The organism is Leptothrix cholodnii SP-6, from assembly GCF_000019785.1.
GTDB lineage: Bacteria > Pseudomonadota > Gammaproteobacteria > Burkholderiales > Burkholderiaceae_C > Sphaerotilus > Sphaerotilus cholodnii.
This window is the reverse complement of record NC_010524.1, coordinates 22,912-36,827: the sequence shown is the minus strand read 5'-3', so window position 1 is coordinate 36,827 and position 13,916 is coordinate 22,912. Positions and strand designations below refer to the sequence as shown.

14 protein-coding genes are annotated in these 13,916 nt (G+C 71.7%); 5 read left to right on the top strand and 9 right to left on the bottom strand.

The features are described from left to right. Nucleotides 1-111 precede the first annotated feature (111 nt). Genes LCHO_RS23795 through LCHO_RS00145 form a run of 3 tightly spaced genes read left to right on the top strand, consistent with a single transcriptional unit; the run spans nucleotide 112 to nucleotide 3,254 of the window. The gene (locus tag LCHO_RS23795) at nucleotides 112-1,533 is read left to right on the top strand and encodes a hypothetical protein (RefSeq protein WP_012345069.1); all 1,422 of its coding nucleotides are present in this window, start codon (nucleotides 112-114) and stop codon (nucleotides 1,531-1,533) included. A gap of 51 nt (nucleotides 1,534-1,584) precedes the next feature. Continuing rightward, a complete protein-coding gene (gene egtB / locus LCHO_RS00150) occupies nucleotides 1,585-2,931 on the top strand; it encodes an ergothioneine biosynthesis protein EgtB (RefSeq protein WP_012345068.1) in 1,347 nt (448 codons plus the stop codon). 41 nt (nucleotides 2,932-2,972) lie between these two features. Then, the gene (locus tag LCHO_RS00145; RefSeq protein ID WP_012345067.1) at nucleotides 2,973-3,254 is read left to right on the top strand and encodes a DUF427 domain-containing protein; all 282 of its coding nucleotides are present in this window, start codon (nucleotides 2,973-2,975) and stop codon (nucleotides 3,252-3,254) included. 27 nt (nucleotides 3,255-3,281) lie between these two features. Here LCHO_RS00145 and LCHO_RS00140 read toward each other — a convergent pair whose 3' ends face one another. Genes LCHO_RS00140 through LCHO_RS00130 form a run of 3 tightly spaced genes read right to left on the bottom strand, consistent with a single transcriptional unit; the run spans nucleotide 3,282 to nucleotide 4,858 of the window. Continuing rightward, the gene (locus LCHO_RS00140) at nucleotides 3,282-3,725 is read right to left on the bottom strand and encodes a GNAT family N-acetyltransferase (protein ID WP_012345066.1); all 444 of its coding nucleotides are present in this window, start codon (nucleotides 3,723-3,725) and stop codon (nucleotides 3,282-3,284) included. Between the two features lie 13 nt (nucleotides 3,726-3,738). Then, nucleotides 3,739-4,368: an FMN-binding negative transcriptional regulator gene (locus LCHO_RS00135; protein ID WP_012345065.1), complete on the bottom strand. Its 630-nt coding sequence runs from the start codon at nucleotides 4,366-4,368 to the stop codon at nucleotides 3,739-3,741. Nucleotides 4,369-4,393: 25 nt separating this feature from the next. Continuing rightward, nucleotides 4,394-4,858 carry an OsmC family protein gene (locus tag LCHO_RS00130; RefSeq protein ID WP_012345064.1) on the bottom strand — a complete coding sequence of 155 codons (465 nt, stop codon included), beginning with the start codon at nucleotides 4,856-4,858 and terminating at the stop codon, nucleotides 4,394-4,396. A 67-nt stretch (nucleotides 4,859-4,925) separates the two neighbouring features. On the opposite strand from LCHO_RS00130, the gene pdxR reads away from it, so the two are divergent. Together pdxR and LCHO_RS00120 are read left to right on the top strand one after the other, a co-directional pair. After that, the gene (pdxR, locus tag LCHO_RS00125) at nucleotides 4,926-6,371 is read left to right on the top strand and encodes a MocR-like pyridoxine biosynthesis transcription factor PdxR (RefSeq protein WP_012345063.1); all 1,446 of its coding nucleotides are present in this window, start codon (nucleotides 4,926-4,928) and stop codon (nucleotides 6,369-6,371) included. A 26-nt stretch (nucleotides 6,372-6,397) separates the two neighbouring features. Then, the gene (locus LCHO_RS00120; protein ID WP_012345062.1) at nucleotides 6,398-7,030 is read left to right on the top strand and encodes a 3'-5' exonuclease; all 633 of its coding nucleotides are present in this window, start codon (nucleotides 6,398-6,400) and stop codon (nucleotides 7,028-7,030) included. Here the strand turns inward: LCHO_RS00120 and LCHO_RS00115 are convergent. The 6 genes from LCHO_RS00115 to LCHO_RS00090 all read right to left on the bottom strand — a co-directional run bounded on the left by LCHO_RS00115 (nucleotide 7,015) and on the right by LCHO_RS00090 (nucleotide 13,873). Then, nucleotides 7,015-7,926, bottom strand: a complete 912-nt coding sequence (locus LCHO_RS00115; protein WP_012345061.1) for a Rossmann-like and DUF2520 domain-containing protein — start codon at nucleotides 7,924-7,926, stop codon at nucleotides 7,015-7,017. The two genes, LCHO_RS00120 and LCHO_RS00115, sit on opposite strands and share 16 nt — an antisense overlap. Nucleotides 7,927-7,933: 7 nt before the next feature. Continuing rightward, nucleotides 7,934-9,304 (bottom strand): exopolysaccharide Pel transporter PelG, encoded by a 1,371-nt coding sequence (gene pelG / locus LCHO_RS00110; protein WP_012345060.1) that lies wholly within the window; start codon nucleotides 9,302-9,304, stop codon nucleotides 7,934-7,936. A gap of 78 nt (nucleotides 9,305-9,382) precedes the next feature. Beyond that, nucleotides 9,383-10,906 (bottom strand): GT4 family glycosyltransferase PelF, encoded by a 1,524-nt coding sequence (pelF, locus tag LCHO_RS00105; protein WP_012345059.1) that lies wholly within the window; start codon nucleotides 10,904-10,906, stop codon nucleotides 9,383-9,385. After that, nucleotides 10,903-11,976, bottom strand: a complete 1,074-nt coding sequence (locus tag LCHO_RS00100) for a tetratricopeptide repeat protein (RefSeq protein WP_012345058.1) — start codon at nucleotides 11,974-11,976, stop codon at nucleotides 10,903-10,905. The genes pelF and LCHO_RS00100 overlap by 4 nt, the downstream gene beginning before the upstream one ends. Then, nucleotides 11,973-13,358: a PelD GGDEF domain-containing protein gene (locus LCHO_RS00095; RefSeq protein WP_012345057.1), complete on the bottom strand. Its 1,386-nt coding sequence runs from the start codon at nucleotides 13,356-13,358 to the stop codon at nucleotides 11,973-11,975. Before LCHO_RS00095 ends, LCHO_RS00100 begins: the two co-directional genes overlap by 4 nt. Continuing rightward, a complete protein-coding gene (locus LCHO_RS00090; RefSeq protein WP_012345056.1) occupies nucleotides 13,355-13,873 on the bottom strand; it encodes a hypothetical protein in 519 nt (172 codons plus the stop codon). Before LCHO_RS00090 ends, LCHO_RS00095 begins: the two co-directional genes overlap by 4 nt. Nucleotides 13,874-13,916 lie beyond the last annotated feature (43 nt).

Here is a 13,916-nt window from a genome sequence, read left to right as displayed (position 1 = left end):
ACGTTACCGAGGTAATGCACGGACCCAAACGATGCGCACGGTGGTCCTGGCTGTTTAAGGTGCGCCCCAAGCCGGTGCAAGTGCGCTCCGGCGCACACACAGGAGCCTTCCATGCGCAGCTGCCCGACACCCTCGATCCCGTCGTCCAACCCCTCCTCCTTCAACGCCCGCGGCGGCACCCGCCCGGCCGCGGGCCGCCGGCTCGGCACCGGCTTGGCCGCCATCGCGCTGGCCGTGGCGCTGCTGAGTGCCTGCGGCGGCGGTGACGACACCACCGACGGCGCCACCAGCAGCGCGCTGGCCGTGACCGACACCAGCCAGGGCATGAGCGTGACCCTGCACACCCGGACCGACGGCGACAGCGCGGCCGGCAGCGGCACCGCCAGTGCCGCGCCGGCCCGCGCGCCGTCGAAATCATCGTCCGACGACACGAAGGACGATGCCGAGCAGGACGACGACGACAACGACGACGCGGCCACCGAGCGGAAGTGGACCGCCACCCAATACGCCCTCGACGCCAGCGTCACGAGCGGGCCGCACGCCGGCCAGGCGCTCGGCGGTGCACTGCTGCTCAAGGGCGAGCTCAAGAGCGACGGCACGACCCGCCTCAAGGGCCGGTTCGTGCCGACCGCCAGCGACAGCGGCGTCGCACCGATCGTGACCACGCTGCGCAACAGCAGCGCGCTGCAGGCGCTGCGGCAGCAATACCGCAGCCGCATCGAGGCCCTGGTGGCCGAGCTGCGCAGCCAGATCGGCCACGATGCCGGCGGCTTGGCCACGCCCGGTGGCCAACAGGCCTTGAGCGCCTTCCGCAGCGGCCACGACGAGGCCACCGAGCAGCTCCAGTCCGCCACCGACGACCTGCTGATCGCCAGCCAGCACGGCGGCCGCGAAGCCCGCGAACACCGTGGCGGCGCCGTGCGCGTGCGCGGCACCCTGGCCGCAGACGGCAGCGTCACGCTGACCCTGACCTGGCGCGGCCACGCCGTCACGCTGCAAGGCACCCAGGCCGCCGACGGCAGCCTGTCGGGCAACTTCACCGACAGCGCCACCGGCGACGCCGGCACCTGGAATGCCGCACTCGAAAACGGCGCGACGCCGAGCCCGGCTCCGGCGCCCATCCCCCCCGCGCCGGAACCGGCGCCGAGCCCTGCGCCTGCACCTGCACCTGCCCCGGCACCGACTCCTGCGCCCGCTCCGGCTCCGACGCCTGCCCCTGCCCCTGCCCCTGCCCCTGCCCCGGCTCCCGCTCCCGCTCCCGCTCCCGCACCGGCACCTGCACCTGCACCTGCACCCGCTCCGGCTCCCGCACCGGCCACCGGCGACATCGCCGCCGGCCAGCTCAAGTACAGCGTCACCTGCGCGGGTTGCCACACCGCCACCGTGTCGAACAACGCGATGAACGTGACCAAGGCGGCCACGCTGTCGGGCATCCAGAGCGCCATGAACAAGGGCGCCCACGGCGGCTTTGCCAGCAGCCTGCTGGCGCAGGATCTGCTGAACCTGTCGGCCTACATCAACAGCGCCAAATAGACGGCCGGTGTAAGGTAAGCGCCCTGTCTTCAGAACCGGGGCTTGCCGAGGATGACACCGCAGATCCCTCCCGACCCGCTGGCGCCGACCCCGGCGCCAGCGTCCGAGTCGCCGGCCGCACGCCAGGCCCTGCTGCGGCAGATCCGGGCGGTGCGCGCCCACACGCTGCAGCGGGTGGCCACGCTGTCGGCCGAAGACATGGCCCTGCAGTCCATGGCCGACGCCAGCCCGACCAAATGGCATCTGGCGCACACCACCTGGTTCTTCGAGGCGCTGGTGCTGTGCCCGCACCAGCCCGGCTACCAGCCGGTCGACGCGCGCTACTTCAAGCTCTTCAACTCGTATTACGAGAGCCTCGGCCCGCGCCACCCGCGGCCGCAGCGCGGCCTGCTGAGTCGGCCCTCGCTCGACGAGGTGCGGGCCTACCGCAATGCAGTCGACCAGGCGCTGGCCCGCTTCATCGAACAGGCCGACGACGACAGCTGGGCCGCTGCCGCGCCCTTGCTGCTGCTCGGTCTGCACCACGAGCAGCAGCACCAGGAGCTGCTGCTGACCGACATCGCCCACGCCCTGTCGCTCAACCCGCTGCGGCCCGCCTGCCTGGCGGACGAACCGGCGGCAGGTGCCGGCCTGCACGGCGGTGGCGGTGCCGAGTGGATCGAGTTGCCCCACGGCGAGATCGGCATCGGCCACGCCGGCACCGGTTTCAGCTTCGACAACGAAACCCCCGCGCACCGCGTGCAGCTGCAGGCCTGTGCGGTGGCGCGTGCGCTGGTCAGCAACCGCGACTACGCCGCCTTCATCGCCGACGGCGGCTACCGCCGGCCCGAGCTCTGGCTCAGCGACGGCTGGGCGGCGGTGCAATCGCTGGGCTGGCAGGCCCCGCTCTATTGGGCGCTCGACGAGCGCGGCGCCCCCAGCCACCAGTTCACGCTCTACGGCGAGCGGCCGTGGCGCGCCGACGAGCCGGTCTGCCACCTGAGCTTCTACGAGGCCGCGGCCTACGCCGAATGGGCCGGTGCGCGGCTGCCCACCGAGTTCGAGTGGGAGGCCGCGGCCCGCCTCGCCGGCGGCGCACACGCAGGCGCCGAACCGGGCGATGGCCCGATAGATCCGCAGCCACGCGCCGCGTCGCTCGACGCCGCCGGCCGGCGTGACCCCCAGTTCTTCGGCGCCGTCTGGCAATGGACGCGTTCGTCGTACGACCCCTACCCGCGCTTTCGGCCGATGGCCGGCGCGGTGGGCGAATACAACGGCAAGTTCATGGTCGGCCAGCTGGTGCTGCGTGGCAGCAGCTGCGCCACGCCGCGCGGCCATGCGCGGCCGAGCTACCGCAACTTCTTCCCGCCCACCGCACGCTGGCAGTTCAGCGGCCTGCGCCTGGCGCGCGACCTCTGACAGGCCCGACACTCGCCTCCTTTGACCCAGGAACCGACAACATGAAAGCCATCTGGAAAGACGTCGTCGTCGCCGAGAGCGACGACACCGTGCTGGTCGAAGGCAACCACTACTTCCCCGCCGACTCGCTCAAGCGCGAGTACCTGCTGGCGAGCAACCTGCGCACCACCTGTTCGTGGAAAGGCCAGGCCAGCTACTACACGCTGTTCGTCAACGGCGACGCCAACCCCGATGCGGTCTGGTATTACCCCGAGCCCAAGGAAGCCGCCGCGCAGATCGCCGGGCGGGTGGCGTTCTGGAAGGGTGTGCGGGTGGTCGACTGACCTGCGGCTGCAGCCGGCACACCCGGCTCAGGTCGGGCCCAGAACGTAGTCGTAGCGGATGAAACCGCGGTTCTGCGCGACGCGGTCGTACAAGGCCCTCGCACGGGCATTGTGGTCCTGCGTGAGCCAGTACAGCCGCGGCGCCCCCCGCTCGCGGGCCGCCTGCGCCACCCGTTCGATCAAGGCGGCGGCGACGCCCTGACCACGAGCCGCCTCGGCCACGAACAGATCCTGCAGGTAGCAGACGTCGTCGGTCCAGGCACTGGCGTGGAACAGGCAGTGCACGATGCCCACCAGCCGGCCGTCGAGCCGTGCCGCCCAGCCGTGCACCTGCTCGCCCGCACGCAGGCGCTGCCAGGTGGCCTGGTACTCCGAGTCGGTCTGCCCGGTGAGATAGAACGCCTTGTAGGCCCGCGCCAGTTCCTGCCAGGCCGGCTGGTCCGCGTCGGTGAACGAGTCGATCGTGATCATGGATTGTTTGCACTCAGGCATCGGTTGAAGGTTGAACAAGTGCGGCCATCGCCGCGGCCTGCGGTGCCGCATCGGCCAGCAGCCCGGCCGCCACCCCGGCGCGGTCGGCAGCCGAACGGTTCTGGCTGACCTTCCACTTGCCGACCAGCCGCTCGATCGGCATCTCGATGCCGACGATCGCGGCCAGCATCTGGTCGATGTAGTCGGCCGGCGCATCGGCCACCTGCCAGGGCTGCGCGCGGCCGGCTTCGTGCGTGTCGGTCAGGCGGCTGACGATCTGCCGCAGCGCGGCCGGATCCTCGATCGCACGCGGCTGGCCGTGTGCATGCACCACCGCGTAGTTCCAGGTCGGCACCACCTTGCCGTGCACCTGCTTGCTCGGGTACCAGGCCGGCGACACGTAAGCCTGCGGCCCCTGGAACACCAGCACGCTGGCCGCGAGCTGGCGCCAGACCGGATTGGCGCGCGCCACGTGGCCGATCAGCGTGCCGTGTTCACCGCGTGCCGGGTCGAGCAGGAACGGCACGTGTTCGACCACCAGCTCGCCGTCACGCTGGCTGACCCAGGTGGCCAGCGGGTGGGCGCGCAGCAGCGCGTGCAGCACTTCGGGGCGGCGTTCTTCGAACTGGGCGGGCAGGTACATGCGTCGGAGTCTCGTGAGGAAGGGGTCAGAACAGCGGCTCGCAGCGCACCTCGGCGGTCACCGAATGCGCCAGCGTGCACTCGTCGTGGGCGGCGTGATGCAGGCGCCGTTGCGTGTCGGCATCGGGCTGGCGTTCGCCACCGAAGCGCACCGCCGGCCTCAGCGTGATGAGCGTGATCGCGCTGCGGCCGGCGGCGTTGCGCGCCATCACGGCGACGGCGTCGTCGCGGTAGTCGTCGACCAGCCAGCCGGCCTTGGCGGCCAGGCTCAGGAACCACAGCATGTGGCAGCTCGACACCGCGGCGACCAGCGCCTCTTCGGGATCGACCGCGCCCGGGTCGGAATACGGCAGCGGCACCGAATGGGGTGACGACGAGCCCGCCACCACCGCGCCGCCGTCGAAATGCCATTCATGGCGACGGCTGTAGCGGTTGTCGGTGAAGGTCTGGGCATGGCGTTGCCATTGCACGGAGGCGGTGAATTCGGGCATGGTCGGCGGGCCTTGAGTGGTTCTTCAGATTAACCACTTATCCTTGATACCAGAGAGCCAATATCCGATGCCGCACGGAACCACTGCCCCGAAGACGCCGCTGCGCCTGCAGATCTACCGGCAGTTGCGTGCGGCCATCGAGCAGGGCAGCTTTGCAGCGGGCGCGCGCCTGCCACCTACCCGCGAACACGCGCTGGCCCTGGGCGTGGCGCGCAACACCGTGCTGTGGGCGATGGAGCGGCTGCGCGCCGAGGGTTACGTGATCACCCGCGTCGGCGACGGCAGTTATGTGGCGGGCGATCTCGCCGCGCTGGGTCGGCCGGTGTCGCGGGGGTCACAGGGTTCGGCCATGGCGCCGGCCTTGTCGCGCCGCGGCCAGCTGATCGCCGACACCGCCTTGCGCTGGCAGCCGCCGCTGCAGCCGGCGCAGGCCTTTCGCATCGGCGCACCCGAGATCGCCACCTTTCCCTTCGCGCTGTGGGATCGGCTGGCGCGCCAAGCCAGCCCGCGGCAGCGCCTGGCCCAGGCGCAATACCTCGATCCGGCCGGCCTGCCGGCGCTGCGCGAGGCGATCGCGCAGTGGCTGTGGGTGTCGCGTGGCATCCGCTGCGAGGCCGCCCAGGTGCTGGTGTGCGCGGGTTCGCAGCAGGCGCTCGACCTGATCGGCCGGCTGCTGCTCGACCCCGCCGACGAGGTGCTGGTCGAAGACCCCGGCTACCCCGGCATCCGCGCCAGCCTGCTCGGCCACGGCGCCACCGTGCGGCCGGTGCCGCTGGACGGCGAGGGCATCGACATCGCCCACGCCGCGGCCCGCTGGCCGGCGGCTCGGTTGGCGGTGGTGACCCCCACGCACCAGTTCCCGACCGGCGTGCGCATGAGCCTGAAGCGCCGGCTGCTGCTGCTCGACTGGGCCCGCGCACACGACGCCTGGATCGTCGAGGACGACTACGACGGCGAGTTCCAGTACGGCGCCCACCGCATCCCGGCGCTGTGCAGCCTGCCGCAGGCCGGGCGGGTGCTCTACGTCGGCACCTTCTCGAAGACGCTGCACCCGGGGCTGCGGCTGGGTTTCATCGTGCTGCCGCATGCGCTGGCCCCCACCTTTGCCAGCGCGCGGGCGCTGACCGACCGCCACGCCCCGGGCGACGCGCAGGACGTGCTGGCGCGTTTCATCCTCGAAGGCCATCTGCTGCGCCACCTGCAGCGCATGCGTGCGCTCTACCCGCAACGCCAGCGCGTGCTGATCGAGGCGCTGGCCCAGGCCAGCGGCGGCGCGCTGCAGCTCAGGCCCAGCGAACAGGGCATGCACCTGCTGCACGAGCTGCCACCCGGTCAGGCCGATGCGCCGCTGGCCGCCCGCGCCGGCGCAGCCGGGGTCTACCTGGCGCCGCTGTCGCGCTACACCGTCGAGTCACCGCGGCGCGGCTGGCTGTTCGGCTACGCCGCCTACGACACCGACGCCCTGCAGACCGCGGCAGCCATCGTCGGTGCGCTGCTGATGCCGCGTCGCTGAGCTCGGCCGACGCGATACTCGCCGCCATGGAAACCATCGCCGTCATCGACTTCGAAACCACCGGCATGACGCCGTCACAGGGCGCGCGCGCCACCGAGATCGGCGCGGTGCTGGTGCGCGGTGGCGAGATCGTCGGGCAGTACCAGAGCCTGATGTACAGCGGCGTCCACATCCCGCCGTTCATCGAGCAGCTCACCGGCATCAGCAACGCGATGTTGCGCGACGCGCCGCCGGCCGAGCAGGTGATGCGCGAGGTGGCGGCCTTCACGCGCGGCTGCCCGATGGTGGCGCACAACGCCGCCTTCGACCGTGGCTTCTGGCTGGCCGAGCGCGAGCGCGCCGGCTGCGAGCCCGACCTGGCGCAGGAATTCGCCTGCACCGTGCTGCTGTCACGCCGCCTCAACACCGAGGCGCCCAACCACAAGCTCGGCACGCTGGCGAGCTGGTTCGGCCTGCCGAACAACGGCCGCGCCCACCGCGCGCTGGCCGATGCATTGACCACCGCGCATCTGCTGGTGCGCCTGCAGGATCTGGTGGCGCAGCGTTATGCCGATCAGTTGCAGGGCCGGCCGGTGCGGCACGAGCTGCTCGCGGCGCTGCAGCGCGCACCCAAGACGCAGCTCGATCGCTGCGTGGCGCGGGCTCAGGCCTCGTCCTGAACCCCGAGCGCGGCGGCCAGCCGGGCCAGCGCGGCGGCGTCGAGCCGGCCGGCACGGCGCGCCAGTTCGAGCTGGCGGCGGCCCATCTCGCGGTAGAGCGCGGCGTGCGGTGCGCCGATGCCGGCGAGCGCGTCGATCTGGCGCCGCACCACGCCGGCGTCGCCACGTGCGATCGGGCCGGCCTGGGCCTGCGCCAGGCCGCGCTGGCCGGCGGCGTCGAGCGTCAGGTGCGCCAGCGGCAGCAGCGCACGCAACGCGGCGGCCTCGTCGATGCCCAGCGTGCGCCAGACCGCCGCGGCTTCGTCGAGCAGTGCCAGCAGGTAGCTCGCGGCATAGGCCGCCCCGGCGTGATAGAGCGCGCGGCTGCCCGGCGGCAGGCGCAGCACCGCCAGGCCCAGGCCGGCGGCGATGCGCTGCAGCAGCGCCTCGGCCGGCCCGCCGGCCTCGATCGCCACGCTGCTGCCGGCCAGCCGCTGCGCCGCCAGTTCAGGGTCGGAAAAGATCTGCAGCGGATGGAAACCGGCCACCACCGCGCCGGCGTCGGCCGCGGCCTGCAAGGCCGTCAGCTCGGTGGCGCCGCTGCAATGCACCACGGTCTGACCAGGTCGCCAGCGCAGCGCGGCGGTGGTGGGCGCGATGGCATCGTCGGGCACCGTCAGCCAGACCAGCTCGGCGCGGTCGACCGCCTCTTGCGCACTCAGCACCGCGGCGTCGTGCAACTGCCCGGCCAGGTGCTGCGCCGCGGTGGCCTGCCGGCTGGCGAGCGCGACGATCGGCACGCCGAGCCGCTTGAGCGCCGGGGCCAGCACCACCGCGACGCGACCGATGCCGATGAAGGCGGTGCGCGGCCAGGGCGGCGCAGCGCGGCTGAAAGGGGTCGTGAGCGGGTGCGCCATGGTGGCGCTATTGCATCATGAAGGTCTCGAACTCCAGCGTGCGCAGCTTGGTCTCGAGCACCAGCATCGCCGCCAGCACCGTGAACATCATGGCCAGCGCGACGCCGTAGCCGAAGTACAGCACGCCCAGCTGCACCGACAGCGCCGTGAGGCCGACGTTGAGCACCACCAGCATGGCGGTCAGGCCGAGCACGACGCGGCGCTGGTCGAGGTAGAAGAACACGTTGAGCACGCCCAGCAGCACCACCTGCAGGCCGGCGGCGACGACGTGGAGGTAGAGCAGCGGCAGATACAGCGGCGAGATGCCGATCAGCCGCAGCAGCGCCGGCCCGGCCACGATCACCAGCAGCACGGTGATGCCCTGGATCTTCAGGATCTCGTAGAGCCCCTGGCGGATCGTGAACACCATCTGGTTGCGCATGTGCTGGATGTGATCGAGCGAGCCGCCCTCGCGCACCGCGTTGTAGAAGCGGTCGTAGTACTCGACGAAATCGGTCTCGATGCGCACCAGGAACACCGCCATGCCCGGGATGATCGACAGGTAGGCGAGGAAGCTCGGCAGGTCGTAGATCACCGAGGCGCGCAGCGGGCCGATGATGCTTTCGCTGACCTCGGGCGAAAACCAGAACACCAGCTTGTCGGCCCAGACGCCGAGGTTGAAGAACAGCCCGACCCAGACCAGCTCGACGTACATCGCACCCGGGCGCAGGAAGTCGAAGGCGATCAGCCGCAGCGACGGCAGCGTGCGCAGGATCAGCACCAGCATGCCGCCCAGCAGCACGCACTGGCCGATCAGGAAGCCCATCAGCAGACCCTCGAGGCCGTAGTGGCGCAACGCCAGCGCCGCCACCACCGTCAGCCCGTAGCCGAGCGCGAACATCGCGACGATGGTCTTGTACTGCTTGAGGCCCGACAGGAAGATCGTCGCCACCCAGATGCAGCTGAGCACCACCAGCGCGCAGCTGAAGGTGGCGCGGAACAGGTTGGACTGGTCCGGGAACAGCGGTGGCACCAGCGCCTGGCCGAGCACGCCCGACGCCAGCACCACGACCAGCAGCACGCCGACGAAGTTGGGCGCGATCAGGGCGTCCTTGTGCTCGAACAGGCGGTCGGCGATCCAGCGGGTGAACGACAGCTGGATCGGCCCGGTGAGGATCAGCGACAGCATCACCAGCCAGGTCACGGCCACCTGGAACTCGCTGATCTGCCCGGCCGGCGACACCACCAGCCCCGACAGCACGCCGATGAACAGGATCGCCATGATCGACAGCACCCACGGCCCCGAGCTGATGATGCCCGCGTAGGTGTAGGCCTGGAACAGACCGGCGTAGCTGTCGCGCTTGAGCAGGCGGCGCAGCTCGAAACCGATGCCTGCCATCTCAGGTCCGCCCGGCCGTTCCGGAGGGGCCGAGCGGCCCCTCGGGGGGCAGCGAGTGCAGTGAGCGTGGGGGTCGGTTCATTCGAGGGCTTTCTTGTAGACGTCGTCGTAGTGGTCGAGCATGGTGTCGAGCGCGTAGTAGCGGTTGACACGCGCCACGCCGGCATCGGCGGCGGACTGCCACATCGCCGGGTCCGCCAGCAGCTCGACCGCCGCATCGGCCAGCGCGCGCGGGTCGGCGATGCCGACGATGCGCCCGGCGCGGCCGAACGAGGCGTCCTCGCCCGGCAGGCCGTCGATCAGCTGGCGGCACGAGCCGACGTCGGTGCTGACCGCCGGCACGCCGGCGGCGAAGCCTTCGAGCAGCACCAGCGGCAGCGCCTCGCTGACCGACGACAGCACCACCAGGCCGACCTGCGGCAGCAGCTTGGTCAGGCGCTGGAAACCGAGGAACAGCACCTGCTTCTCGAGCCCCAGGCTGTTGACCAGCAGGCGGCATTCCTCGGCGTAGTCGGGGTCCTCGTCGGTCGGCCCGGCGATCCAGCCCTGCGCCTCGGGCAGGCGGTTGACGACCGTGCGCATGGCGCGGATGAAGGTCTTGATGTCCTTGATCGGCACCACCCGGCCGATCAGGCACAGCACCGGCGGCGGCGTGGCCGGGCGTTCGGCGCGCAGCGGGCCGAAGGTCGGGATCGAGATGCCGTTGGCGATGCAGCGGGTGCGCTCGGGCCGCGCGCCGTCGAGCACCTGGCGCAGCCGGTTGGTTTCGTAGAGCGCGATGATCTGGTCGCTGGCGTCGTAGCAGGCCCGCCCGATGCCCTCGAAGAAGCGGATCCACATGTCGCGGAAGTAGCTCAGCTGGGTCGGGTCGCGCTGCAGCACCGAGCGGTTGTCGGCGATCCAGCCCGCCGCCAGCAGGTCGATCTTGCGTTCCTTGGTGTAGATGCCGTGCTCCGACAGGATCAGCGGGCGGCCCCAGCGGCGCTTGCACATCGCCCCCAGCAGGCCGGCGTAGCCGGTCGACACGCTGTGGAAGGCGCGCACCCGCGGCATCGACGCGGCGATGCGGTGCAGCTTCCACATCGGCGCGTGCATCATGCGAACGGTCCAGAAGTAGTCGACGAACGAGGGGTCGCTGCAGTGCGCGCCGTACTGCTCGCGGATGTAGTCCCACGACTGGTCGCCGCGCAGGAAATGGGCCTCGCCGAGCGCGTCGCCGAGGTGGTCGACCACCTCGCCGAACAGGCCGTGCGGATCGGCACCTTCGTCGGCGGTGCGCGGCGCGCGCCAGTGCTGGTGCAGGCAGCGCACCTTCTCGAACGCGGCGGGGTCGGTGCGCACCGGCCGCAGCGGCGGCGCGTCCTCGCCGTCGAACAGGTAGTGGGTCTCGAAATGCACCACGTTGGCAGGCAGCTCGTAGCGCATCTCGCCGTAGTCGACCGCCCGCGAGCCGAGGAAGTAGATCGCGAAGCGCAGGTCCGGAAAGCCCTTGAGCAGCGTGTTGATCCAGCTCGACACGCCGCCCGACACGTACGGGAAGGTGCCTTCGAGCAGGAAGGCGATGTCGACCTCGGTCGCGGTCCGGGTGACGGGTGGCTTCATGTCGTTTCTCCGGGGCCGCACCAGTAGCGCCGCAGCGCGGCCAGGCGCGGCGACACCGGCAGGCATTGCAGGGGTTCGAGCAGCTCGCGCACGGCCGCCCAGTCGCCCTTGCGGTAGGCGATCTCGGCCAGGTAGGGCAGCACCCGCACCGGCGGCGCGCCGTGGGCCTGCGCCTGCTCCAGGTCGACCCGGGCGCGCGCCAGGTAGTCGGCCTCGATGTAGACCCGCGCCCGCAGCTGCAGCAGCCCGGCCTCGGGGCCGGCCAGCGCGATCGCCTTGTCGGCGTAGATCAGCGCCTGCTGCAGCGCGAAGTCGCGCAGATCGCCCTGCACCAGACGCTGGTAGACCAGCTCGAAGTTGAGCTCGACCATCGCGCGCAGGTGCAGCGCGTGCAGCGCAGGCGAGGTGTGCGCGTCGCTCTTGATGCGCGCGCGCGCCTTCGGTGTCGCCTCGGCCAGCGCCTGGATGTGGGCATCGATGCGCTGCAGCGCGGCGGTCTGCTCGGTGATGCGGTGGCGCAGTTCCTTCTCGCGGTTGTCGAGCAGGCCGTAGGCGACCAGCCGCATCTCCTCGACCGGGTCGGCCAGCAGCTGGTGCAGCAGGTCGCCGACCACCCGCAGCGGCATGGTCGACAGCACGTTGAGCGCCGGCGTGCGCAGCGCCGGCGCCAGCCGCGCGTCGGCCAGCACCGGCCGCACGCTGAGCTCGCGGAAGCGCCGCCCTTCGGCGCGCGCCGACTGCGGCAGGTCGGGCGCGTCGGCCAGCCGGAACGGCAGGCGCACGATGCGCTGCGGCAGCCAGCGCGTCACCAGCACCGCGATCCACAGCGCCAGCAGGCCGAAGAACGGGATGAAGAAGGTCAGCGCAAAACACAGCAGCAGCACGGTGGCGCGCGGGTGGCGCAGCCGCGTCGGCAGCAGCAGGTAGAGCAGCAGCATGAACAGCGTGCTGACGACGGCGTGCACGCCCAGGCCGGCGTAGTAGGCCGACAGGCTCTGGTCCTGGCGCAGCGCCAGCACCGCCGCGCCGGACTCCAGGAACAGCGCCGAGCCGAACTGGGCGATCGTCACGTCGTCTCCTCGTCGGCGATCAGCAGCCGCAGCGCCTCGCCGAGCGGGCGCTCGCCGCCGAGCGTGAGCACCCGCACGCCGATGTTCAGGCCGGCCAGGCTGGGCGCGGCGACCTCGGCGCGGTAGCGCCCGACCACCATCTCGGTGAAGCGGGCCAGGTAGCCCTCGACCGCCGCCGCGCTCGCCAGCGGCATCAGCGTCAGCAGCCGGTGGCGGCCGGCCTCGTCGGCAAAGGCCCAGTTGACGTCGGGCGCGCGGGCGCGGCGCTGCGCCATGTTGACCTGCTCCTCGCTGCGTGCCGGGTCGTCGAAGCGCAGCAGCACCAGCTGGCTGACGATCGCATGCTCGCGGGCGATGCGGTCGAGCCGGCCGAGCTCCTCGGCCAGCCGCAGCGGGCAGTGGCCGACCTGCGCCAGCACCGCCGCCACCGCCTCGCTGACCTGCGCCGCCGACGAGAACGCCGAGCACAGCACCGCGATCATCTGCAGCGTCTCGTCGTGCAGCGCCAGGAAGGGCATGCGCGCCACCACCAGCAGCGCCGGCAGCTGCTGGCGGCCGATGCGCAGCGGCGCGACCACCAGGTAGCGGGTCGACAGCGGCCCGTCGGGCAGGCCGACCTGCACGTGCGCGAGCCCCTCGCGGCTGAGCGCGTACTGCACCAGCGGGTCGTCGAACTCGACCGCGGTGGCCTCGCCCAGCTGCGCCAGCACGGCGCCGGGGCGGCCGGCCTGCTCGTCGTAGGCGATGACCTGCGCATCCTCGAGCTGGCAGCTCGCCGCCAGGTGGTCGAGAAAGGCCTGCGCTGCCGTCGCCACCGACTGCTCGGCCACCAGCGCGCGCCGCTCCAGGCCGTCGAGCGAGTGGCGCAAGGTGGTCGGGCGCTGCAGCAGCTCCTGCTGCAGCAGGTCGTGCGATCGCTGCACCGTGAACAGCCGGCCGGTGACGCGCTCGATGCGGTCCTCGAGGTAGCTGTTGGCCTCGGCCAGCCGGTCGACCCGGCCGCGCCAGCTGCCGCTGAACTCGCCGCAGACCATCGTCAGCAGCAGCCCGCCGATGAAGACCTGCGCCGGCAGCGGCTCGGCCGCGGGCATCAGCAGCGCCCACGCCGCCAGCAGCAGCGCCATCGACGCCAGGCCGCTGAGCACGCCGTAACGCAGCGCCAGCAGCACCGGCGCGACCCAGCTCCACGGCACGCTGGCGTGGGTGAACAGCGGATCCTGCGGGCTGACGAGCAGGCCACCGACGAGCACGACCAGCGTCAGCACCGGCACTTCGCCGAGCATCCAGAACGGCCGCTCGCCCTCGGCGTTGCGCGCCAGCAGGGCCTCGCGCATCACCGGGACGGCACGCTGCCACAGCGTGCGCAGCGAGGCCACGGTCACGGCACCACCAGGCCGTCGAGCAGTTCGCCGAGCAGCTTCTGCGCCACCGCCGACAGCGCCTCGCGGCTCCAGCCCGAGCGGCCGCCGACGGCCGACCAGACCACCGCGCCCGAGCGCAGGTCGATCACCTGCAGCGCCAGGCCGACGGCCGGCTCGCCGTCGACGCCGACCTTGTAGCGCCACTCGTCGACCGCGCCGGTGATGGCGTAGCGCGCGCCCTGTTCGCCGGCCCAGCGCCGGGCGTCGGCCAGGCTCTTGCGGTCGCCGGCCTCGAACAGCGCATCGCCTTCGGCGCGCGGCGCATGGATCAGCTGCGTCACGCCGTGGCGGCGCAGCAGCGGCTCGAGGATGGCCTCGGCGCGCAGGCCGGCCTGCGGCGTCTCGGTGTGATTGGCCAGCGGCAGCAGGGCCCAGCGGGCACCCTTCTCGAACGGCACGCCGGGCGGCCCCTTCGAGACCACGGCGCAGCCGGTCAGCACCAGCGTGAGGAGGCAAAGGATCAGCGACTTGAACATGGGTACTCCGGAGCGAGGGACGAATCGGGGTGGAAGCAGAAAC

Coding starts and splice junctions, on each gene's coding strand:
- LCHO_RS00120 (WP_012345062.1), top strand. CDS start 6,398: ATGGAAACCATCGCCGTCATCGACTTCGAAACCACCGGCATGACGCCG.
- LCHO_RS00140 (WP_012345066.1), bottom strand. CDS start 3,725: ATGATCACGATCGACTCGTTCACCGACGCGGACCAGCCGGCCTGGCAG.
- pdxR (WP_012345063.1), top strand. CDS start 4,926: ATGCCGCACGGAACCACTGCCCCGAAGACGCCGCTGCGCCTGCAGATC.
- LCHO_RS00130 (WP_012345064.1), bottom strand. CDS start 4,858: ATGCCCGAATTCACCGCCTCCGTGCAATGGCAACGCCATGCCCAGACC.
- LCHO_RS00135 (WP_012345065.1), bottom strand. CDS start 4,368: ATGTACCTGCCCGCCCAGTTCGAAGAACGCCGCCCCGAAGTGCTGCAC.
- LCHO_RS00090 (WP_012345056.1), bottom strand. CDS start 13,873: ATGTTCAAGTCGCTGATCCTTTGCCTCCTCACGCTGGTGCTGACCGGC.
- LCHO_RS23795 (WP_012345069.1), top strand. CDS start 112: ATGCGCAGCTGCCCGACACCCTCGATCCCGTCGTCCAACCCCTCCTCC.
- pelG (WP_012345060.1), bottom strand. CDS start 9,304: ATGGCAGGCATCGGTTTCGAGCTGCGCCGCCTGCTCAAGCGCGACAGC.
- egtB (WP_012345068.1), top strand. CDS start 1,585: ATGACACCGCAGATCCCTCCCGACCCGCTGGCGCCGACCCCGGCGCCA.
- LCHO_RS00145 (WP_012345067.1), top strand. CDS start 2,973: ATGAAAGCCATCTGGAAAGACGTCGTCGTCGCCGAGAGCGACGACACC.
- pelF (WP_012345059.1), bottom strand. CDS start 10,906: ATGAAGCCACCCGTCACCCGGACCGCGACCGAGGTCGACATCGCCTTC.
- LCHO_RS00115 (WP_012345061.1), bottom strand. CDS start 7,926: ATGGCGCACCCGCTCACGACCCCTTTCAGCCGCGCTGCGCCGCCCTGG.